Raw genomic sequence first — 20238 nt, forward strand, 5'->3', positions numbered from 1 at the left:
TCGGCTCCATGGCCGCACGCACCCTCACTTCGATCGGGACTTCGGTATTGGTCTCGGCTGCCGTGCTTTCGGCGGTGGTCGGCTGCAGCTCCGACGACGGGTCCGCCGATCGGCCGGGGGACGACGCCAGTTCGCCGGCGCTCGCACCCACCGATCCCGGTCCGATGTTCGCCGAATGCGGCTCGGTGACCGACGAAGAAGTTGTCAATGCCTTCAACCTCGGCGCTTTTGCGACGACGACGCGCAACGGCGTCGGTTGCCAGTGGGAGGTCGCTGGTTCGAGCGGTCCGAGCGTCAGTTTCTCCTGGTACCGCGGTAGCCCGATCGGCCGCGAACGGGCCGGGTCCGACCTGCTCGGACGTCCCGCCGCCGACATCACGATCGGCGGTCATCAAGGCTTCATCGCGTCCACGGCAGGTTCGCTGTGCGAGTTGGGTATCGCGTTCGGCGGAGACTTCGTGCACTGGTCGATCACCTACGGCTTGCTGCCACCGACCGCGGATCCATGCACGGTGGCGCGGGATCTGATGGAAAAAACAGTTTCGAGGGCACAGTGAAGTTCGAGGGCGCCGTGAAGCGCGTACGGATCGGGCTCGCCCTGGCTGGATCGCTGGTTCTGCTGACAGGCTGCGGCTCGGTGGTCATCGGGACTCCCCGTGCGGAGGGCAGCTACGGCGGTAGTGACAGCCAGGAATTCGCCAACGTCCTCCAAGAATGCGAGGCCGTCACCGACGAGCAGATCGCCGGTGCCGTGGGTGCCGACGCCGTCGGGCGTGGGTTCTTCGGCGCTATCTGCCGTTGGGACGGCATCGGGGCCGCGGGTCCGATCAAGATCACCTTCAACTGGTTCGAGACGGGCACCCTCGATCACGAGCGCGCTGCATTCGAACATCTGGGATACGTGGTGGCGAAAATCGACATCAACGGCAGTGGCGGTTACGAGGTTCGCCAGCCGGCCGATCCGCAGAGTTGCGGCGTGAGCGCGAGCGCACCGGCCGGGGGAGTGTTCGGTTGGTGGGTCACCGAGCCGCAGGGCGGCGCGGATCCGTGCGAGGCTGCGGCAAAGCTCGGCGCGTTGACGTTGAACCGCAGCATCTGATCGTGACCGGTCCGGCTGCGTGGTCTGAGTTTGCAGCCAGAGTGTCTGGTCAGAGCGTGAGGTCACTATCACCGTGGCCTCGCTTTGACCTCGTGGCGCGCCGACAGGTATCGTTATGGGTCGTGTCCGGCATGCCCGGGCCGATCTGTGTGCCTAGCTAGGTATTGCCGTGCGCGCGTTCGAGCAGAAACTGCTGATGAACGAGCATCCGGCTGCCTGTGTGGGGGTATGCGACACGCCCGACCTCGGGGGCAGTGCGCGGCATGAAAGTGCTGAGTACAGACTCTGAGGTGGGTGAGGAGCAGCAGCTCTCTTGCTCCAACTGCTAGATCCCTAATTTCAGAACAGCCACGTTTTCGAACGGCCCGAGTTCGCTCGAGCAGTCTGTTCGTCACAAGAAAGCCGGTAAATGCCAACCATCAACCAGCTGGTCCGCAAGGGTCGCCGCGACAAGACCGCCAAGGTCAAGACGGCAGCCCTCAAGGGCAGCCCGCAGCGTCGTGGCGTGTGCACTCGCGTGTACACCACCACCCCCAAGAAGCCGAACTCCGCGCTCCGTAAGGTCGCACGTGTTCGCCTCACGACTTCGGTCGAGGTCACCGCGTACATCCCCGGTGAAGGTCACAACCTTCAGGAGCACTCCATGGTGCTCGTCCGTGGCGGTCGTGTGAAGGACCTCCCGGGTGTCCGTTACAAGATCATCCGCGGCTCCCTGGACACCCAGGGTGTCAAGGGTCGCAAGCAGGCACGCAGCCGCTACGGCGCCAAGAAGGAGAAGAGCTAATGCCACGTAAGGGCCCCGCTCCGAAGCGCCCGCTCATCAACGACCCGGTTTACGGTTCCCCGTTGGTGACGCAGCTCGTCAACAAGATCCTGCTGGACGGCAAGAAGTCCACCGCAGAGCGAATCGTGTACCAGGCTCTCGAGCAGGCACGCGAGAAGACCGGCACCGATCCGGTCGTCACTCTCAAGCGCGCCCTGGACAACGTCAAGCCTGCACTCGAGGTTCGTAGCCGCCGCGTCGGTGGCGCTACCTACCAGGTGCCGGTCGAGGTTCGTCCCGGTCGTTCCACCACGCTGGCACTGCGCTGGCTGGTCACCTTCTCGCGTGCACGTCGTGAGAAGACCATGGTCGAGCGTCTCGCCAACGAGCTCCTCGATGCCAGCAATGGCCTCGGTGCAGCTGTGAAGCGTCGCGAAGACACTCACAAGATGGCCGAAGCCAACAAGGCATTCGCCCACTACCGCTGGTGATGTAAAGCGTCGGAGCAACTGCCATCGGGTGGGGCTCCGACGCTTGTCGCCGTTGGCGACCTGATCATCTCGCCGGTTTCCGGACGCAGGTGGCCAGGTTCGCCTCGGCAGAGACATAATTGAAAGACCATGGCCTTGACGGTGGAACACACCGGATACGGCCGACACCCGAAAACCAAGCAACGAGCGGGGAAGAAACCTGTGGCACAGGAAGTGCTGACTGACCTGAACAAGGTCCGCAACATCGGCATCATGGCGCACATCGATGCCGGCAAGACCACCACCACCGAGCGCATCCTGTTCTACACCGGTGTCAATTACAAGATCGGTGAGACGCACGACGGTGCGTCGACGACGGACTGGATGGAGCAGGAGAAGGAACGCGGCATCACGATCACGTCTGCCGCCGTGACTTGCTTCTGGAACAACAACCAGATCAACATCATCGACACCCCCGGCCACGTCGACTTCACGGTCGAGGTGGAGCGGTCGCTGCGCGTGCTCGACGGCGCAGTTGCTGTCTTCGACGGTAAGGAAGGTGTCGAGCCGCAGTCCGAGCAGGTTTGGCGTCAGGCTGCCAAGTACGACGTTCCGCGCATCTGCTTCGTCAACAAGATGGACAAGATGGGCGCGGACTTCTACTTCACAGTCCAGACCATCATCGACCGTCTCGGCGCGAAGCCGCTCGTTCTCCAGCTGCCCATCGGCGCTGAGGACGACTTCGACGGCGTCGTCGACCTGGTCGAGATGCGTGCCATCACCTGGCGCGGCGTAGTTCCGACCGGTGCACTGCCGACCATCGAAGAGATCCCCGCGGACCTCGTCGAGAAGGCTGCAGAGTACCGCGAGAAGCTGCTCGAAACCGTTGCCGAGTCCGACGAAGCTCTCATGGAGAAGTACTTCGGCGGCGAAGAGCTCACGGTCGAGGAAATCAAGGGCGCCATCCGCAAGATGACGGTCGCTTCCGAGCTGTACCCGGTCATCTGTGGCTCCGCGTTCAAGAACAAGGGCGTTCAGCCCATGCTCGACGCAGTCATCGATTACCTGCCGAACCCGCTGGACATCGGCGAGGTCGTCGGCCACAAGCTCGGTGACGAAGAAGTAGAGATCACTCGCAAGCCGAGCAAGGAAGAGCCGTTCTCGGCTCTCGCCTTCAAGATCGCTGCTCACCCGTTCTTCGGCAAGCTGACCTTCGTCCGCGTGTACTCGGGTCGTATCGATCCGGGCGCTCAGGTGCTCAACGCAACCAAGGGCAAGAAGGAGCGCATCGGAAAGCTCTTCCAGATGCACGCCAACAAGGAGAACCCGGTAGACGAGGCCGTAGCCGGCCACATCTACGCAATGATCGGCCTCAAGGACACCACCACCGGTGACACCTTGTGCGATCAGGCGAGCCCCATCGTCCTCGAGTCGATGTCGTTCCCCGCGCCGGTCATCCAGGTCTCCATCGAGCCCAAGACCAAGTCCGACCAGGAAAAGCTGGGCGTCGCGATCCAGAAGCTGGCCGAAGAGGATCCGACCTTCTCGGTCGAACTCGACGAAGAGACCGGTCAGACCGTCATCGGCGGTATGGGCGAGCTCCACCTCGACATCCTCGTCGACCGCATGCGTCGCGAGTTCAAGGTCGAGGCGAACGTCGGTAAGCCGCAGGTTGCGTACCGCGAGACCATCACCAAGAAGGTCGAGAAGCACGACTACACCCACAAGAAGCAGACGGGTGGCTCGGGCCAGTTCGCAAAGGTCATCATCGCTCTGGAGCCTTTCGTGGGCGAAGACGGTGCTACCTACGAGTTCGAGAACAAGGTCTCCGGCGGACGTATCCCGCGCGAGTACATCCCCTCCGTGGATGCTGGTGCGCAGGACGCGATGCAGTACGGTGTTCTCGCCGGCTACCCGCTCGTGAACCTGAAGCTGTCGCTGCTCGATGGTGCTTACCACGACGTCGACTCCTCGGAAATGGCGTTCAAGGTTGCCGGTTCGCAGGCACTGAAGGAAGCCGCCCGCAAGGCCGGCCCCGTCATTCTCGAGCCGCTCATGGCTGTCGAGGTCACAACGCCCGAGGAGTACATGGGCGACGTGATCGGCGACCTCAACTCCCGCCGTGGCCAGATCCAGGCCATGGAGGAACGCAGTGGTGCCCGTGTCGTGAAGGCGCTGGTTCCGCTCTCGGAGATGTTCGGTTACATCGGTGACCTGCGGTCGAAGACCCAGGGCCGTGCGAACTTCTCCATGGTGTTCGATTCCTACGCAGAGGTTCCCGCGAACGTCTCGAAGGAAATCATCGCCAAGGCGACGGGCGAGTAAGCACAGCGAGCTCCCCAGCCCGCGCCGGCAAGTGACCTCGGTTGCTTCCGGCACGAAGCACGACCAAGTAACAACCAACCGCACTGCTGCATACGGCAAGCAACAACAGTCCAGGAGGACACAAAGTGGCGAAGGCGAAGTTCGAGCGGACGAAGCCGCACGTGAACATCGGCACCATTGGTCACGTCGACCACGGCAAGACCACGACGACGGCGGCCATCACCAAGGTTCTCGCGGATGCATTCCCCGACCTGAACGAGGCTTCGGCCTTCGATCAGATCGACAAGGCTCCCGAGGAAAAGGCTCGTGGCATCACGATCAACATCTCGCATGTTGAGTACCAGACGGAAAAGCGCCACTACGCGCACGTCGATGCACCGGGTCACGCCGACTACATCAAGAACATGATCACCGGCGCAGCTCAGATGGACGGCGCTATCCTCGTCGTCGCAGCTACCGACGGCCCGATGCCCCAGACGCGCGAGCATGTCCTGCTCGCTCGCCAGGTTGGCGTTCCTTACATCCTCGTCGCCCTGAACAAGGCCGACATGGTTGACGATGACGAGATCCTCGAGCTCGTCGAGATGGAGGTCCGCGAACTGCTGGCCGCTCAGGAATTCGACGAGGAAGCCCCCGTCATTCCGATCTCGGCACTCAAGGCACTCGAGGGTGACCCGAAGTGGACGCAGTCCATCCTCGACCTGATGGCTGCAGTCGACGAGTCCATCCCGGACCCGGTCCGCGAGACGGACAAGCCCTTCCTCATGCCCGTCGAGGATGTCTTCACGATCACCGGCCGTGGCACGGTTGTCACCGGTCGTATCGAGCGTGGCTCGGTCAACGTGAACGAGGAGGTGGAGATCGTCGGCATCAAGGAGACCTCCACCAAGACCACCGTCACGGGTATCGAGATGTTCCGCAAGCTGCTCGACTCGGGCCAGGCCGGCGACAACGTCGGACTGCTCGTTCGTGGCATCAAGCGCGAAGATGTCGAGCGTGGACAGGTTGTCGTCAAGCCGGGCACCACGACTCCCCACACGGAGTTCGAGGGCCAGGCATACATCCTGTCGAAGGACGAGGGCGGCCGCCACACCCCGTTCTTCAACAACTACCGCCCGCAGTTCTACTTCCGTACCACGGACGTTACGGGCGTCGTGACGCTGCCTGAGGGCACCGAGATGGTCATGCCCGGTGACAACACCGAGATGTCCGTCAAGCTCATCCAGCCTGTCGCCATGGACGAGGGCCTGCGCTTCGCAATTCGCGAAGGCGGCCGTACGGTCGGCGCCGGCAAGGTTGCCAAGATCATCAAGTGAGACTCTTGTCTCGCTAGCTGATTCACAGCACTAGGAAAGGCGCTCATTCCCTTCGGGGAGTGAGCGCCTTTTCTGTGTCTATGGCCAGGTGGTCTGCGATCGGTTGTTCGGGGTGCTTCTACTTGGAGGCTTCTACCCGGTCGAGATGCAACAGAACCTGTACCGCGACAGGTGAGCCGTCGAGGCTTCGCCTGGTTGCACGAGCGATGTGTTCGGCCGAAGTGGTGAAGCCGACGACATCGATCGCCGGGTCTGCGGTGACGACAATCGACAGCGTTGGCAGTCCGCGATCGATCGTCGCTTTGCTTCTGGTGCTGCGCACGCCGCTCAGCTGGGCGAGTTCTGCCGCTACGCCGTCGGCGACCGGTCCCAGATCCACACTGACGTCTGTGCCGGACTCGTTGTGCCGCAATGTGACTGCGCTCGTTCGGCGTCGACGAAGGTTCAGGTACAACAGCCCGAAACCGGCGAAGACGCAGAGGATGAAGGTGCCCGACAGCACCCAGTGCCACCAAGGCTCCTCCGGAAGACCGAAGAGGACCTCACGATCGAGTCGTGACACCCAGGTCCTGATCAGTGAGGCACCCGCGTCCCACGCGATGGCGTATGCGCCCGCCGCGAGGAGTGCGATTCCGACGATGAGGACGATGGTCCGATCGACCGCGGAGATCCAGCGGTTCACGAGGCGTCCTTTCGTCGTACTGGCGTTTCTCTCACGACTACCGAAAGCTGCAGTGGCTGCTGGAGTATCGCGAGATGAGGCCGAACTGCCGCGTCGACGGCCGCGGCCAGTTCGGTTCGATCGCCGCCGGTGGATTCGATGTGGACCTTGATGTGTTTGCGGTCGACGCTGGTGTGGGCCGAGTCGACGCCGGGAACGACCGCTGCGTGGCTACTGCACAGACGTGCAATGTCCGTCGGCCGCATCCATACCGTCGATGCGCTCGGGTTACCCAACGGCACATGGGTTTTCGCCCGGCGTTTGAGGGCGGACATGATCAGGACAACACCCGCGACGACGGCAGCGATCGCCACCGGAAGCAGCCACGGTTGCCAGTGCAGACGCGACGTCCACTCCACGGAGTTTCGGATCCAGGGCGCCGAATCGAAGGTTCCGCGGTTGATGAACCATTCGCGCGAGACCACGAAAGCGAGTGCGAGTAGACCGCACGCGATGACGACGGCTGACACCGCGGCGGCGGGGTTCGCGGAGGGAACTCGAGGTGGAATCGGATCCGAGAGTGCCTCCTGTGCGGGGCCTTCCGCGATTTCGACGCCGGAAACACAGGAGTCGTCAGAACCCTCGGTTGCCGCGATCATGACGTTCATGTCGTGGAGGGGCAGGCCGGTCAGCGACTCGACGCTGCGTCCGACTTCTGCCCGCACGCGACCGGTCAGTTCGGTGACCGAACATGGCCAGGACACAGCGAGGAACAGATTGATGGCCACGGCGTCGCTGCCCATCGAGATGTCGGCTCGCGGAAGGTCGCGCCCGGTCAGGCGGGTCAAGCCACCGGACTGGCGGACCACCCCCGGGACGTTCACCGCTGCGGCAGTGGCTATCTTGGCCATCGCCCGGTCCTTGATGACCAGCGAACCTCGTAGGCCGGGATCGTCTGCCGCGTTCGGAGGGGTCGGCTCAGCCACGGCCACGGCTTCGGAGGATCGCGCCGAGATCGAGATGTCCGTCGCGGTGTGCTCCGATCGCCATACCGGCGGCGCCGAGCAGGACGGCGAAGACGAATCCGCTGAATCCGCCCATGATTCCGGCGAGCGCGAGGAGCAGACCGACCAGCAGTCCGACGGTAGTGCTGTTCATGTCAGTTCCCTTCTCGAATGTTCGGTGCGATCTCGGTGACAGTGGAGAGCTCAGTGACTGCATCTTCGGAATTTTCGGGTGGATATCCAGCTGTCGACAAGTCTCCGACGGTCACGTTCACCGGTACGTCGACCAACCGTGCCACCACCGCTCGGACGCGTTCGGCGACGCCGCGAACGTCGGCCGGATAGTGAACGGAAATGTGTACCGCACAAGAGTTTTCGTCGACGACGACGCCGGTGACTCGGCGTCCGGGGAGGTAGGTTCCCACCTCACCGAATTGCCCGCCGTGCAGATCTGCCACTTCCGGGATCGCAAGAACTGCGTCGGCGACGACCTCGGCCGCGTCGATCTCGCGGCCGGCGTCGGCGGTACTCACTGAACCCTCGGCTTGGCTTCCGGATCGGTACTGCCGCCGCTCTCTGCATCCTCGAAGAGCATGACGTCGAAGACGGTGATGTTGACCTCGGTGACCTCGAGACCCGTCATGCTTTCGACTGCGGCAATAACGTTTCGGCGGATACCTACCGCCAATTCGTGGAGTGCGACGCCGTATTCGGCGACAATGCCGATGTCGATGGCGGCTTGTTTCTCGCCCACTTCCACCGCGACGCCCTGGGCATGGTTGACGCGGGCGCCCGGAATACGGTCGCGAAGTGCCCCCACCGCGCGCGCGGTGCCCCCACCGACGTCGTACACGCCGTTGATCTCGCGGGTCGCGATACCGGCGATCTTGGCGACCACGGCGTCGGCGATGATCGTCTTGCCCTGGGTGCTGACTAGTTCCGCGCCACCGTCGGCGCCGAATCGGACGCTGTTCTTTTCACTGGAATCGCTGGTCATGGGGGCTCCCTGCTCATGTGTCAGTGCGTGCGTCTGAAGTACCTCCAACTGTAGTGACTGGTAGGTGGCCATGCGGGATGCACCACACCTACTCCGGCATTTGGTATGGCAGAGTCGGGGGCAAATAGTGACGGCGTTCATAGTGAGCGCTGCTAGTGACGTGGGTCGGACAGGGTGGTACGTGGTGGCACGGATAGTGATCGTGGGTGCGGGGTTGTCGGGGCTGCGGACCGTGGAGGAACTGCGACGAGCAGGCTTCGAGGGTGAATTGACGCTCGCCGGTGGGGAAACACATCTGCCCTACGACCGGCCGCCGCTGTCGAAGGAAGTGATCCGCGGCGACAAGGACGAGACGACGCTGCGTCCGGCAGAGTTCTACGTCGAGAACAAGGTCGATCTCAAGCTCGGTTCGCCCGCGACCTCGGTGGACACTGCCGCAAAGTCGGTGGCGTTCGCGGACGGATCCACCCTCGACTACGACGAGTTGGTCATCGCGACCGGACTGACTCCGCGTCGCATTGCCGGCCTTCCGGAGCTGTCCGGAGTGCACGTTCTGCGCTCCATCGAGGAGGCGCTGGCCCTTCGCGCCGAGCTGGCTCCCGGCAAGCGTGCGCTGATTGTCGGGGCCGGCTTCATCGGCTGCGAACTGGCCGCCAGCATGAAGTCTCACGGCGTCGACGTCGTGTTGCTCGAACCTCAGCCGACACCGCTGGCGTCGGTGCTCGGCCCCACCGTTGGCGCCCTCGTCGAACGTCTGCATCGGAACGAGGGCGTCGATGTCCGCGTCGGCACCGGCTTGACCTCGTTGTCCGGCGACGGAGCGGTTGCCACTGCGACCTTGAGCGACGGTTCGGAGATCCCGGTCGACGTGGTGGCGATCGGAGTCGGTTCGGTGCCGGTCACGGGATGGCTCGATGGTTCGGGAATCGAACTCGACAACGGAGTGCTCTGCGACGGCGTCGGCCGCACCAGTACCGAACACGTCTGGGCCGTCGGCGACGTCGCGTCCTGGCAGATCGGTGATCGACGCAAGCGCGTCGAACACTGGACCAATGCGGGCGACCAGGCCAAGATCCTGGCGGGAGCGCTCACCGGAACGGGTGATCCCGATGCTCCGGCGCAGGTTCCCTACTTCTGGAGCGATCAGTACGACGTCAAGATCCAGGCGTTGGGGACCGTCGCACCCACGGACACCGTTCACATCGTCAAGGACGACGGCCGAAAGTTCGTCGCCTACTACGAGCGCGACGGTGTGCTGGCAGCTGTCGTCGGCGGAGGTAGCGCGGGAGCGGTGATGAAGATGCGCGCCAAGATCGCAGCCGGCACGCCCATCTCTGACGTGTTGGAGTCCACACCGGCCTGAACGGATGAGGCAGGACCGGTTCCGAGGCGATAGATTTGTGCGGTGATCGTTGCACTCATCGACTCGGGACTGGGCCTGCTCCCTACCTCTGCGTGGCTCAGACGCCTGCGCCCGGATCTCGATCTGGTGCTCTCCCTGGATCCGGACGGCGCCCCCTGGGGTCCCAAGCCTGAGCCGTGGGTCGTCGACCGGGTACTCGGCGCCGTGCGGCGGAGCCTCGATCGTGGGGCTCAGGTCATCGTTCTCCCATGCAATACCGCCAGCGTCACCGCGCTGCCACACGTGCGAGAACTGGTCGGGCCGGAAGTACCGGTCATCGGAACGGTGCCCGCGATCAAACCCGCCGCTGCCGCGTGCGATTCAGTGGCGATCTGGGCTACAGCCGCGACGACGGCCAGCCGGTACCAAGCCGATCTGATCGAGCAGTTCGGCAACGGCGCCAAGGTCGTCGGAGTGCCGTGCCACGGCCTGGCCGATTCGATAGATCTAGGTGATCGTGCAGCCTCACTTGCTGCCATCGATTCCGCGGTTGCCCGGACGCCGGACGACGTCAGCGGCGTTGTCCTCGGGTGCACCCACTACCCACTGCTCGCCGACGAGATCGCAGCACGGTTACCCGCCGGCGTCACACTCTTCGACAGCGCCGAAGCCGTTGCACGACAGACTCTGCGGCGGATCGACGGGCTCGGTGCCGTGGGCGAAGGATCGGGAACTGTCGAGGTGTTCGTGAGCGGTCGTCCGGGCGCACTACCGCCCAGCGCCGAAGCCTTCGACGCCGGGCGGTTGTTGGGCGCGATCAAAGCCTGATCCAGCCGCTCCGTCAATGGGCGGCTACGCCGCCGTGACCCCCGTGATGCATCCGTGCACTCATCACCGGCATCGCACTCACCGCGACCACAACGGTCAGAACCCCGACCACCCAGGCCGTCCACGACGCACCGCGCAGAGCGTCGAAGTTCATCACCCAGGGTGAAATGAACATCAAGACGCCGAAAACACCCATCGCGTAATCCGCCATGGTCATGTCCGGACGTGCCATGTGCGCCAGACCCGACAGTGCAACCAGGACACCCAGGACGACGAGTGACCACATTGCCCGATCGGTGGTGTCGAGCCACATCGGCGAGAGAGCCGCAAAGACGCCGAGAACCACCGCGACGGCATCTTGCATTCGATTCCACGACTTCATGACGAGACCTCCAAAGACGAGAGTGTGTCCACCTGTAGTACACGCCCGCGGAAGATCGAGATCAACTCTCCGCCAATTGCATTCGCGTTGCAGTTAGAGGCGATGCGGAGGCTCGAATATCAAGATTTGTGACCATTCGTCCGGATGGCCACGAGCCCGCGCGGCGCGCTTGCCGCGATATGTCCCGAGAGTGCCATGAGGGTGAGAGTGGTGAATGCGATAGCGGCGGTGATCATGGGTGGTCCTTTCACTGACTGTCCTCGAGTGTCGTCTGCCGACCTGTGGCCGAGCAGGGCACACGGTGTGAGGACGCTGAGAGAATCGAAGAGTCCGCACAGACGACCCGTGAGAAGGTTCTGGGGTGACGCAATCGAGTGCCCCGGACGTGATCGAGCAGTTGGCCGACCTCGCGGATCCCGCAGATGCCGTCCACTTGCAGCGGTTCTTCAAGACAGCGCCGGGGGAGTACGGCGAGGGTGACGTATTCATCGGCGTGCGAGTACCGAAGACGCGATCGGTAGTGAAGAAGCACGTCGGACTCGCGTTGCCTCAGATACGTCTCCTTCTCGACAGTGACGTTCACGAGCACCGATTGGCCGGGCTGCTGATCCTGGTCGCTCAATTCGAAAAAGTCAGTCGCCCAAAATTTTTCGACGGCGAGGGCCGCGCTCGCATCGCAGGCTTCTATCTGACCGCTGTCGAGGACGGGCGGGTCAACAATTGGGATCTGGTGGATTCGTCCGCCGGACAGATCCTCGGCGGCTGGCTGTACGACCGAGATCGCCGGCTGATCTTCGAGCTTTCCGATTCGGGTGACCTGTGGCGACGACGGGTGGCGCTGCTGACGACGTACGGATTCATCACTCGCGGCGACGCGTCGACCACGCTCGAGCTTGCCGCTCAGGTGCTGGGTGATCGACGAGACCTGACCCAGAAAGCGATGGGCTGGATGCTCCGCGAGGTGGGCAAGCGGGTGGATCGGGATTTGTTGACCGGCTTCCTTACTGAGAATGCAGCAGACATGGGACGCACGGCGCTGAGCTACGCGTGCGAACACCTGACCGCAGACGAGCGAGCGCACTTCCGGGCGGCCCGCTAGCGAAGTACCGCTCGGTAGGTTGTGGGACGATTCTCGGTATGCCCGCCACCCGTGTCGAGGCGTCTCGAATTGTGACGATCGGTTCACTGATCGCTGCCGGCGTCGCAGCTCTGTGTTATCTCGTGTACTCCGTTCGAGCCGTCGAACCCGTTGATTTTCTCGTCTACCGCTACGCTGCCCAGGCATTTGCCGCAGGCTCGAACATCTACGAGAGCAACCTTGTCGGCCCGTTTATCGTCGACGAGGGCATGCCGTTCACCTACACCCCGTTCGCGGTGATCTTCCTCTGGCCGACTGTTCTCTTCGACTGGTGGACGGCCTATCTGCTGTGGTCGGCGTTGTGCATCGCGGCGGTGGTGTGGACAGTCGCCAAGTTCACTCCCGCGCGCGTCCCCAAACGGCCGCTCGTCATGGCGGCATTGGTCCTGGCCGTGTCGGTGACACCCATCGTCAGCGCCCACATCTCCTTCGGCCAGGTGAACCTGGTGCTGATGGTGCTCGTACTGCTCGACGTGACCCGCAGAGGCGATTCGAGATTCGGCCGGTGGTTTCCACGAGGACTTTTGATCGGCGTCGCAGCCGCGATCAAGCTGACGCCGGCGCTGTTCATCGTCTACTTCGTCGTCACGAAGCAGTGGCGACTCGCGATCTGGAGTTCGATCGGATTTGCCGCGGCGACCGCCGTCGCAGCAATGGTGGACCCGGCCGTCAGCTGGACCTTCTGGTCAGACGTCGTCTGGAACCTCAGTGACCGGGTGGACTTGAGCGGGCAGGCGATCGCGAGTGCCGGTAACAGTTCACTGCAGGGCGGACTTGCGGCACTGGGCACATGGACGGCGTCTCTGGCGATGCCGTTGACCGTGCTGTGCGCGGCGGTAGCGCTCTGGGTCGCCCGAGATGTATATCGCGTCGGTCGTGGGGTCGATGCGGCGTTGGTGATCGGTTTGAGTGCGCCGATTCTTTCGCCGATCAGCTGGATTCATCACTGGGTGTATCTCGTGCCTGCTGCCGTCACGGTTCTCTTTCGGCTTCGATCGCCGCTGCAGTTCGGTGCGGCCGCTGTGGGGTTGGCCGTCGTCTATTGCGGGCCGAGTATGGGGCAGCAGTTCATCGAGACGTCGCCGCTGCTGCTGCCGCTGGGGTTGGTCCTTCGTGAGGGCTTCCTGATCGTGACCCTGGTGCTGATTCTTGCGTTGTGGCGGTTGCCCACAACGGCGCCGGAGTGGGTTACGGGGCGGGACTCGGAAGATGGCGCGGATGATGCCTCGGAAGATGACAAAGCCCCCGATTCCGCAGGGAATCAGGGGCCGTCATGCATCGAAGCAGGGTTCAGAACTCGATCTTCAGGCGATCGGTGATCGGCTTCGCCTGGCAACCGAGGATGTAGCCGTTTGCCACGTCCTCGGCGTCGAGGATCTCGGAGTTGTCCATCTGAACTTCGCCTTCGGTGACGGTGCAGGCACACGACCCGCACTCACCTTCCTGGCAGGAGTACGGAACGTCGAGACCCTTGGCGAGCATGATGTCGACGAGCGTCTGCTTGCGCGGCCAGACGAGGGTGTGGGTTTCACCGTCCAGTTCGACCTCGACGGTTGCGGCGTCGGCAGCTTCCTCGTCGGAGACCTCTGCTACCTCGACGTCACGGAACGGGTCGCCGGCGAGTGAATTGAAGACCTCGGCGTGAACCTGCGTGCGGGGCATGCCCGCTTCTGCCAGTGCCTTGTGGACGGCGTCCATGAAAGGGCCTGGACCGCACATGAAGGCCTCGTACGCGACAAAAGGCTTGGCGAGCGTCGCCAGTTGTGAGACAGCGGGGAGTCCCTGCACGGTTTCGATCCAGTGGACCACAGTGAGGCGGCCGGGGTGTTGCGCTGCCAGCTCGCGCAGTTCGGCGCCGAAGATGACGGACTTCTCGTCGCGATTCGCGTAGATCAGCACGACATTGCCGCTGCCCTGTGTGAGGGCGGACTTGAGAATCGAGATCACCGGAGTGATTCCGCTGCCTGCACCGAAGAGCAGGAAGTCGTGATCGAGCGACTTGGGCGTGAAGACACCTGACGGCGGCAGCACTTCGATGGTGTCGCCGACCTGGAGCTTGTCGCACAACCAGTTGGAGCCGTAGCCGTCGACGGTTCGCTTGACGGTCACCTTGGGGGCGTCGTCGGTGAAGGGTGAACTGGCCAGGGAGTAGCAGCGTGCGACCGAGCCGGTCTGATCACTCGGGATGCGCAGGGTCAGGAATTGACCTGGCTTGTAGTCGAACTTGTCCTTCAGTTCTGCGGGAATCTCGAACACCAGCGACCGGGCGTCGGAAGTCTCTTCGATGACTCCGGACACGGTGAGTACCGCCGATCGCGAGCTGTGCGGTACCTCGACTGTCGTCATCGCGAAGCTAGTCCTCTCGTGAAGCTGGGTAAAGCGCAGGTCAGTGAAGTGCAACATCTAGAACGTGTTCTAGTTCAATGTTAGCAGTGATGAAAAGCTACTGGGGATCGTAGTCGCCGAGCAACACGTTCCCGATCAGCGGGAACCACGGCAGTCTGATCCGGCCTTCCTGGCGGTCCGGGGTGGCGACGACCTGCCCGAACGGGCGGTTCGCGGGCGGCGTCCGGGCGGTTGAGCTGCCGAAGTCTGTGCACGGGGTGTTTGTCGGTACACAGTGGGAACCAGGTGAGACGCCGGTCACAAAGAATCGGCTCGAATCCCTCCCGCAGTCACATTCGTGCACATCCATGAGGAGATACCGATGGCTATCGAGCTCAACCAGATCTGGGACTTTCCGATCAAGGAGTTCCACCCCTTCCCACGCGCCCTGATGGGTGTGGGCGCTCACGACATCATCGGTGTGGAGGCCAAGAATCTCGGCTTCAAACGCACCCTTCTGATGACGACCGGTCTGCGCGGTTCGGGCATCATCGAGGAACTCGTCGGCAAGATCGAGTACCAGGGTGTCGAGGTCGTGCTCTACGACAAGGTCGAGTCGAATCCCAAGGACTACAACGTCATGGAGGCCGCGGCTCTCTATCAGAAGGAGAAGTGCGACTCGATCATCTCGATCGGCGGTGGTTCGAGCCACGACGCCGCCAAGGGTGCTCGCGTCGTGATCGCACACGACGGTCGCAACATCAACGAGTTCGAGGGCTTCGCCAAGTCCACCAACAAGGAGAACCCGCCGCACATCGCCGTATCCACCACGGCTGGAACGGGTTCCGAGACGTCGTGGGCATACGTCATCACTGACACCTCGGACATGAACAACCCACACAAGTGGGTGGGCTTCGACGAGGCGACCATCGTCACGTTGGCGATCGACGATCCGCTGCTCTACTACACCTGCCCTCAGCATTTCACCGCGTACTGCGGCTTCGACGTACTCGCGCACGGCAGTGAGCCTTTCGTTTCTCGGCTCGATTTCGCGCCTTCGCTCGGTAACGCGATCTACTCGGTCGAGTTGGTCGCGAAGAACCTGCGCGAGGCCGTCTTCGAGCCGCGTAACCTCAAGGCCCGCGAGGGAATGATGAACGCGCAGTACATTGCCGGACAGGCCTTCAACTCCGGTGGCCTCGGCATCGTTCACTCGATCTCGCATGCGGTCAGTGCATTCTTCGACAGCCACCACGGTTTGAACAACGCCATCGCCTTGCCGCGTGTGTGGGAGTACAACCTGCCTTCGCGTTACGAGCGCTACGCCCAGTTGGCCGGCGCACTCGGTGTCGACACTCGCAACCTCACCACGGTTCAGGCCGCGGATGCTGCCGTCGAGGCTGCCATTCGTCTGGCCAAGGACGTCGGTATCCCCGACAACTTCGGGCAGGTTCGCACAGACTCGTACGCGAAGAACCAGATGAACACCAAGAAGTACGAGGGTCGTGGTGATGTCATCAAGGGTGACGAGAAGACTGTGCGCGCCATCTCCGAGCACATTCAGGACGACTGGTGCACCCCGGGTAACCCCCGTGAGGTCACTGTGGAGTCGATGATCCCGGTTGTCGATCACGCGATCAACAAGTCGTACTTCTAGCAGGGCCTTCGGCCCCGTGCGCGCTTAAGGAGTCCAGAGACTCCTCGAGCGCGCACAGGGGCTGTGCCCCTATCGAAAGGTATTCCATGTCCGGTCGCAGTTTCTCCAGCGGAATCGAAGTGAAAGATGCTCTGCGAGAGCAGGACTACATTGCCGATGACGAGTTCGCGGTAGTCGTTTATCTGGCGACGGCGTTGGGGCGTCCGCTCCTGCTCGAAGGGCCGGCTGGTGTCGGCAAGACGGAACTGGCGAAGTCTCTGGCTGCGATCGGGGGCCGCAAACTGGTGCGATTGCAGTGCTACGAAGGGCTGGACGACAATCGCGCCCTGTACGAATGGGACTACGCGAAGCAACTCCTGCACGTGCAGATGCTTCGCGACCGGATCAGTGATCAGGTTTCCGAATTCGACAGCGTCGCCGAAGCGTCGAAGTTTCTGGCCGATCAGGATTTCGGGTTGTACTCCGAGAACTTCCTGTCCGTGCGGCCGCTGCTCGAAGCTATCCTCTCGCCCGATCCGGTAGTGCTTCTGGTCGACGAGGTGGACCGCACCGAGGAATCGATGGAAGCGCTGCTCCTGGAGATTCTCGCCGAACAGCAGATCACCATTCCCGAGGTCGGTACGTTCGTTGCCCGCTCGCAGCCCTGGGTCATCCTGACGTCCAACGACACCCGCGAGCTCTCACCCGCGCTCAAGCGTCGTTGTCTGCATTACCATCTCGGCTATCCGACGTCGGAGCGTGAACGCGAGATCGTCACGGCCCGAGCGCCGGAGGTGGATACGGCTACGGCCACCGAGGTTGTCGAATTGGCTCGCATCTTGCGTGATCTCCCGCTGCGCAAGAGCCCGTCCATCTCGGAGGTCATCGACGCGGCCAGAGCGGCAACAGTGCTCGCCGCCAGCGGATTCGACACCGCTTCCGACGCCAAGGTGCGCGACATCCTGCTCACGGCGTTGCTCAAGTACTCGTCGGATGTGACGCTGGCCAAGGAACGATTCGACGGAAAGCTTCTCGAATCGCCGTCGCGTGACGGTGGTGAGCCGATCGAGCGATCCACGGTGGCAAGCAAACCCGCCAACACGACGACGGCCGTGTTCCGGGGGACCGGTGGACGTGACCCCCATCAACAGGGAATCCGCGGCGGCAGCGGAATCCGTTCGACGCGATGACGACGCTCGGTGGCCTCGCCGTGTGGCAACCGTCGTTTGTTCTCGACGTGGTGTCCGCGAGTTTCGGCCGATTGCTGAGGGCGGCCGGAGTTTCCGCGTCACCGGCCGAGGTCATCGAGGTTCGGCGTGTACTCGCGATGGTCGGAGCTTCGGATCGTGAGACGTTGCGAGCATGTCTTCGGGCTGTGTGCGCCAAGTATTCTCACGAACAGGCCGGTTTCGATCGGGCGTTCGACGCGCTGTTCCGGCCTGCCACAGGCAAAGCGCACGCCGAGCGGATGGCTTCGCGCGCCGAGGTGGCGGACGGTCTGCCCACCGCGCTGGGGATCGACGAGGATCAAGAAGTAGGCCGGTATGCCGAGTACAACGAGCGTGCAGCCGAGGTCGGCGACTACTTCGACACTCCGGAAGCGGAGAAGGGGTTCAACCCGCACAAGGACGACGACGATGTGTCGATGACGTCCAGCGATGCGGAACTGTCGGTGGATACCGGTTCGGAGACCGGTCGACGCGGAGTCAGTTACACGGTCGACGTGGACCGTGCCGCGTCGGCAGTGGTCGGCGACCTGAGCACCAGTGTTGCTGCAGCAGTGATCGGTTCGTTGTCCTGGGACGATCCGACGTCGATCCTCGCCTGGCTGGATGCATACGACCCGAGCAAAGCGTATGCGGACGTCTCCGACGACGGGCCGCTGACGCAGGCGCAACTGAACCGGCTCGTCGAGGCGGTCGAAGCGTTCGTGCAAGCACTCTCGGCCGCTGCACTCGCCGAAAGCGCTCCCGATGCGCCCGACAGCGAATCTGCTGCGGGCGCAACGCACAACGACATCGAACTCGCGTGCCACGAGGTGCTTCGGCGGATGAGAGGACCGTCCAGGCCTCGTCCTCGGGAGCGCTCTCGTGGGCATCTCGACATGCGACGCACGGTGCGTTCGAGTCTGCGCACCGACGGAATTCCCTTCCATCTGGTCGTGAAAGCTCCTCGCCCCGATCGTGTTCGACTACTTCTCATCGCAGACGTGTCGCTGTCCGTGCGCCCGATCACCGCGTTCACTCTGCGGTTGGCTCAGGCAATGCATCGCCGGGCAGATCGTTGTGAAGTCCTCGCATTCGTCGATCGTCCGGTCGACGTGACCGACACCCTTCTCGCCAGTAGCGGTGACGGCGCACTGGCTGCGGTACTTGCGCACCCGGGTCTGGATCTGGAAGCCAGCAGCGATTACGGTCGAGTGCTCACAGAATTGTTGGACGAGCACGGAAACACCTTGAACTCACGGACGTCCGTCATCATCGCGGGCGACGGTCGGTGCAACGGGTTGCCCCCACAGGTCGACAAGCTCGAGGAACTCCGCCGAAAGGTTCACCGTCTGGCCTGGATCACGCCTGAACCTCAGCGTTACTGGAACCAGGCATCGTGCGCGATGCCGGAGTATTCGGAGATCTGCGACGAGGTTGTTGTTGCCCGAGATGCCGCGCAACTGATGGCAAAGGCCGCTGAACTGGGGCACGCACTTCGCTGATGTCACTGCACTTCACCGATGTCACTGCGCGATCCGTCGTGAACTAGTTTGATCTCATGTCCGAAATCAGGGGATCGATCTGGCGGCCGATCGCGGCGCTGACAGTGCTCGGCGCCGTGTGTGGGTTGGTGGCGCTCGGCGTGTTTCAGTGGTGGTGGAACTCGTTGGCATCACCTCATATTCTCACCGGCGGGTCCTATCGGGAGCCGTTTGCCGAGCCGACATACACCGGGCCCATATTCATGGACCTCTTTCCGGCAGAACCTGCTCCGTGGCTGTATTCGGGACTGGTCCTCGGACCGACGGCGGTCGGCTTGCTTGCCGGGATCGTGTTCGTGGTGTTCGTCCGGCGTAATCGCGCGCAGGACCGCGCGATTACGCCGGACGATCGATCAGAGCGCTAGCAACGCGCGCGAGCCCAGTCGAGGATCCGCCAACGGGCGTAGTGCCAACCGCAGCAAGACCAGGGCGTTGTCGTCGCCGGCGATCCTGTTGACTTTCAACGTATTGCACTCGATGCACTGGTGAACGAGCATCCACTCACCGTCTTGCCGTACCGACAGGGACAGCGCCGCCATGGCACCTCTGCACTGTTGTGCCCGGTCGCCCGGAACACGACCATCGACGTGGCGGCTTGCCAGACAGTTCGGGCAGTGGTTCCGATGTGCGGTACCCGGCGCCGCAGTGGAGATGTCCAAACGGCATGTGAGACAACGGAAGCTCGATCCTTGTTCGCCGCCGATTCCGTGCAATACGTGCTTGGTCCGTTGCGGTGCCCGCCGCGCGCGGGTGCTGGGATTCCTACGTGGCATCTGCTTTCTCACCCCTCACAAGTCGCCGAAGGCTTCGAGCGGGAAGGGTGGTTGTGCGAGCGGCCGCACCGCCATCCTCATCAACAACAACTGGTTGTCGTCACGGCTGACGGGGTTGGAGGTGAGTTCGAGGCACTGTGCGCAGCGGTGGATGATCATCCAATCGCCGCTTCGCAGCACCGCGATCGAAATGGGGGCCATCCGCATTCCGCAGTCCGACGGTCCACCTTCCACCTGGTCGAAAAGGTGTCGGGAATGCAGGCAACTGGGGCAGTGGTTTCGGCGATCACCATCGGGGTCGTACGTCATGACGGTGAGTCCGCACTGAATGCACGAGAAGGTGTCGGTTTTCGAGATGGAATTGTGTGATTGAGGCACTGGAGAACTCCTAGCTGAGTGAACAAAGCAGGTAGGAGCAGGCCGAGTGGCC

23 protein-coding genes are annotated in these 20238 nt (G+C 62.9%); 14 read left to right on the forward strand and 9 right to left on the reverse strand.

The genetic code is table 11. The annotated features are described in order from the left end of the window. Positions 1-8: 8 nt before the first annotated feature. From FEZ59_RS24490 to tuf, 6 genes are all read left to right on the forward strand, one after another. Positions 9-557: a DUF3558 domain-containing protein gene (locus FEZ59_RS24490; protein ID WP_029254868.1), complete on the forward strand. Its 549-nt coding sequence runs from the start codon at positions 9-11 to the stop codon at positions 555-557. Further along, entirely contained in the window at positions 554-1099 is a 546-nt protein-coding gene (locus tag FEZ59_RS24495) for a DUF3558 domain-containing protein (protein WP_060939051.1), read from the forward strand. The genes FEZ59_RS24490 and FEZ59_RS24495 overlap by 4 nt, the downstream gene beginning before the upstream one ends. Positions 1100-1508: 409 nt before the next feature. Further along, on the forward strand, positions 1509-1883 hold the full coding sequence (gene rpsL, locus FEZ59_RS24500; protein ID WP_003941908.1) for a 30S ribosomal protein S12: 375 nt from the start codon (positions 1509-1511) through the stop codon (positions 1881-1883). Continuing rightward, the gene (rpsG, locus tag FEZ59_RS24505; RefSeq protein WP_003941856.1) at positions 1883-2353 is read left to right on the forward strand and encodes a 30S ribosomal protein S7; all 471 of its coding nucleotides are present in this window, start codon (positions 1883-1885) and stop codon (positions 2351-2353) included. The genes rpsL and rpsG overlap by 1 nt, the downstream gene beginning before the upstream one ends. 201 nt (positions 2354-2554) lie before the next feature. Beyond that, on the forward strand, positions 2555-4657 hold the full coding sequence (gene fusA, locus FEZ59_RS24510; protein ID WP_003942073.1) for an elongation factor G: 2103 nt from the start codon (positions 2555-2557) through the stop codon (positions 4655-4657). 125 nt (positions 4658-4782) lie between these two features. After that, complete coding sequence (gene tuf / locus FEZ59_RS24515; protein ID WP_019744283.1) at positions 4783-5973, forward strand: elongation factor Tu; 1191 nt, start codon at positions 4783-4785, stop codon at positions 5971-5973. A 118-nt stretch (positions 5974-6091) separates the two neighbouring features. Here tuf and FEZ59_RS24520 read toward each other — a convergent pair whose 3' ends face one another. From FEZ59_RS24520 to FEZ59_RS24540, 5 genes are read right to left on the reverse strand one after another with little or no spacing between them, the layout of a single operon-like run. After that, complete coding sequence (locus FEZ59_RS24520) at positions 6092-6655, reverse strand: hypothetical protein (RefSeq protein WP_019744282.1); 564 nt, start codon at positions 6653-6655, stop codon at positions 6092-6094. Then, on the reverse strand, positions 6652-7620 hold the full coding sequence (locus FEZ59_RS24525; RefSeq protein WP_346343247.1) for a DUF6286 domain-containing Asp23/Gls24 family envelope stress response protein: 969 nt from the start codon (positions 7618-7620) through the stop codon (positions 6652-6654). The genes FEZ59_RS24520 and FEZ59_RS24525 overlap by 4 nt, the downstream gene beginning before the upstream one ends. Next, complete coding sequence (locus tag FEZ59_RS24530) at positions 7613-7792, reverse strand: hypothetical protein (RefSeq protein WP_003942043.1); 180 nt, start codon at positions 7790-7792, stop codon at positions 7613-7615. Before FEZ59_RS24530 ends, FEZ59_RS24525 begins: the two co-directional genes overlap by 8 nt. A gap of 1 nt (position 7793) precedes the next feature. Continuing rightward, entirely contained in the window at positions 7794-8171 is a 378-nt protein-coding gene (locus FEZ59_RS24535; RefSeq protein ID WP_020906840.1) for a hypothetical protein, read from the reverse strand. Then, the gene (locus tag FEZ59_RS24540) at positions 8168-8635 is read right to left on the reverse strand and encodes an Asp23/Gls24 family envelope stress response protein (RefSeq protein ID WP_003941912.1); all 468 of its coding nucleotides are present in this window, start codon (positions 8633-8635) and stop codon (positions 8168-8170) included. Before FEZ59_RS24540 ends, FEZ59_RS24535 begins: the two co-directional genes overlap by 4 nt. Before the next feature lie 184 nt (positions 8636-8819). Between FEZ59_RS24540 and FEZ59_RS24545 the strand changes: the two genes are divergently transcribed. Continuing rightward, on the forward strand, positions 8820-9998 hold the full coding sequence (locus tag FEZ59_RS24545; protein WP_029254871.1) for an FAD-dependent oxidoreductase: 1179 nt from the start codon (positions 8820-8822) through the stop codon (positions 9996-9998). A gap of 42 nt (positions 9999-10040) precedes the next feature. Beyond that, complete coding sequence (locus tag FEZ59_RS24550; RefSeq protein ID WP_172933323.1) at positions 10041-10805, forward strand: aspartate/glutamate racemase family protein; 765 nt, start codon at positions 10041-10043, stop codon at positions 10803-10805. A 13-nt stretch (positions 10806-10818) separates the two neighbouring features. Here the strand turns inward: FEZ59_RS24550 and FEZ59_RS24555 are convergent, their stop codons facing one another. Continuing rightward, positions 10819-11187: an SPW repeat protein gene (locus FEZ59_RS24555; protein ID WP_029254873.1), complete on the reverse strand. Its 369-nt coding sequence runs from the start codon at positions 11185-11187 to the stop codon at positions 10819-10821. A gap of 361 nt (positions 11188-11548) precedes the next feature. Here FEZ59_RS24555 and FEZ59_RS24560 point away from each other — a divergent pair, with 361 nt between their 5' ends. Further along, positions 11549-12286, forward strand: coding sequence for a DNA alkylation repair protein (locus tag FEZ59_RS24560; protein ID WP_020906842.1), 738 nt, complete (start codon positions 11549-11551; stop codon positions 12284-12286). Positions 12287-12324: 38 nt separating this feature from the next. Beyond that, positions 12325-13644 (forward strand): glycosyltransferase 87 family protein, encoded by a 1320-nt coding sequence (locus FEZ59_RS24565; RefSeq protein ID WP_029254874.1) that lies wholly within the window; start codon positions 12325-12327, stop codon positions 13642-13644. On the opposite strand, the gene FEZ59_RS24570 is transcribed toward FEZ59_RS24565, so the two are convergent. Next, positions 13616-14671, reverse strand: coding sequence for a ferredoxin--NADP reductase (locus FEZ59_RS24570; RefSeq protein WP_020906844.1), 1056 nt, complete (start codon positions 14669-14671; stop codon positions 13616-13618). The genes FEZ59_RS24565 and FEZ59_RS24570 overlap by 29 nt on opposite strands. 361 nt (positions 14672-15032) lie before the next feature. On the opposite strand from FEZ59_RS24570, the gene mdo reads away from it, so the two are divergent. The 4 genes from mdo (at position 15033) to FEZ59_RS24590 (ending at position 19400) form a co-directional block, all read left to right on the forward strand. After that, positions 15033-16307 carry an NDMA-dependent methanol dehydrogenase gene (gene mdo, locus FEZ59_RS24575; protein ID WP_003942095.1) on the forward strand — a complete coding sequence of 425 codons (1275 nt, stop codon included), beginning with the start codon at positions 15033-15035 and terminating at the stop codon, positions 16305-16307. Between the two features lie 86 nt (positions 16308-16393). Beyond that, positions 16394-17476: a MoxR family ATPase gene (locus tag FEZ59_RS24580; protein ID WP_172933324.1), complete on the forward strand. Its 1083-nt coding sequence runs from the start codon at positions 16394-16396 to the stop codon at positions 17474-17476. Continuing rightward, entirely contained in the window at positions 17473-18996 is a 1524-nt protein-coding gene (locus FEZ59_RS24585; protein ID WP_172933325.1) for a VWA domain-containing protein, read from the forward strand. Before FEZ59_RS24580 ends, FEZ59_RS24585 begins: the two co-directional genes overlap by 4 nt. Positions 18997-19052: 56 nt before the next feature. Continuing rightward, positions 19053-19400: a hypothetical protein gene (locus FEZ59_RS24590; RefSeq protein WP_020968992.1), complete on the forward strand. Its 348-nt coding sequence runs from the start codon at positions 19053-19055 to the stop codon at positions 19398-19400. On the opposite strand, the gene FEZ59_RS24595 is transcribed toward FEZ59_RS24590, so the two are convergent. Both FEZ59_RS24595 and FEZ59_RS24600 read right to left on the reverse strand, forming a co-directional pair. Beyond that, the gene (locus tag FEZ59_RS24595; protein WP_113682390.1) at positions 19389-19808 is read right to left on the reverse strand and encodes an RNHCP domain-containing protein; all 420 of its coding nucleotides are present in this window, start codon (positions 19806-19808) and stop codon (positions 19389-19391) included. The genes FEZ59_RS24590 and FEZ59_RS24595 overlap by 12 nt on opposite strands. Before the next feature lie 15 nt (positions 19809-19823). Beyond that, complete coding sequence (locus FEZ59_RS24600; RefSeq protein WP_020906849.1) at positions 19824-20186, reverse strand: RNHCP domain-containing protein; 363 nt, start codon at positions 20184-20186, stop codon at positions 19824-19826. Positions 20187-20238 lie beyond the last annotated feature (52 nt).

Source organism: Rhodococcus sp. MS13 (assembly GCF_013277835.1).
Taxonomy (GTDB): domain Bacteria; phylum Actinomycetota; class Actinomycetes; order Mycobacteriales; family Mycobacteriaceae; genus Rhodococcus_F; species Rhodococcus_F erythropolis.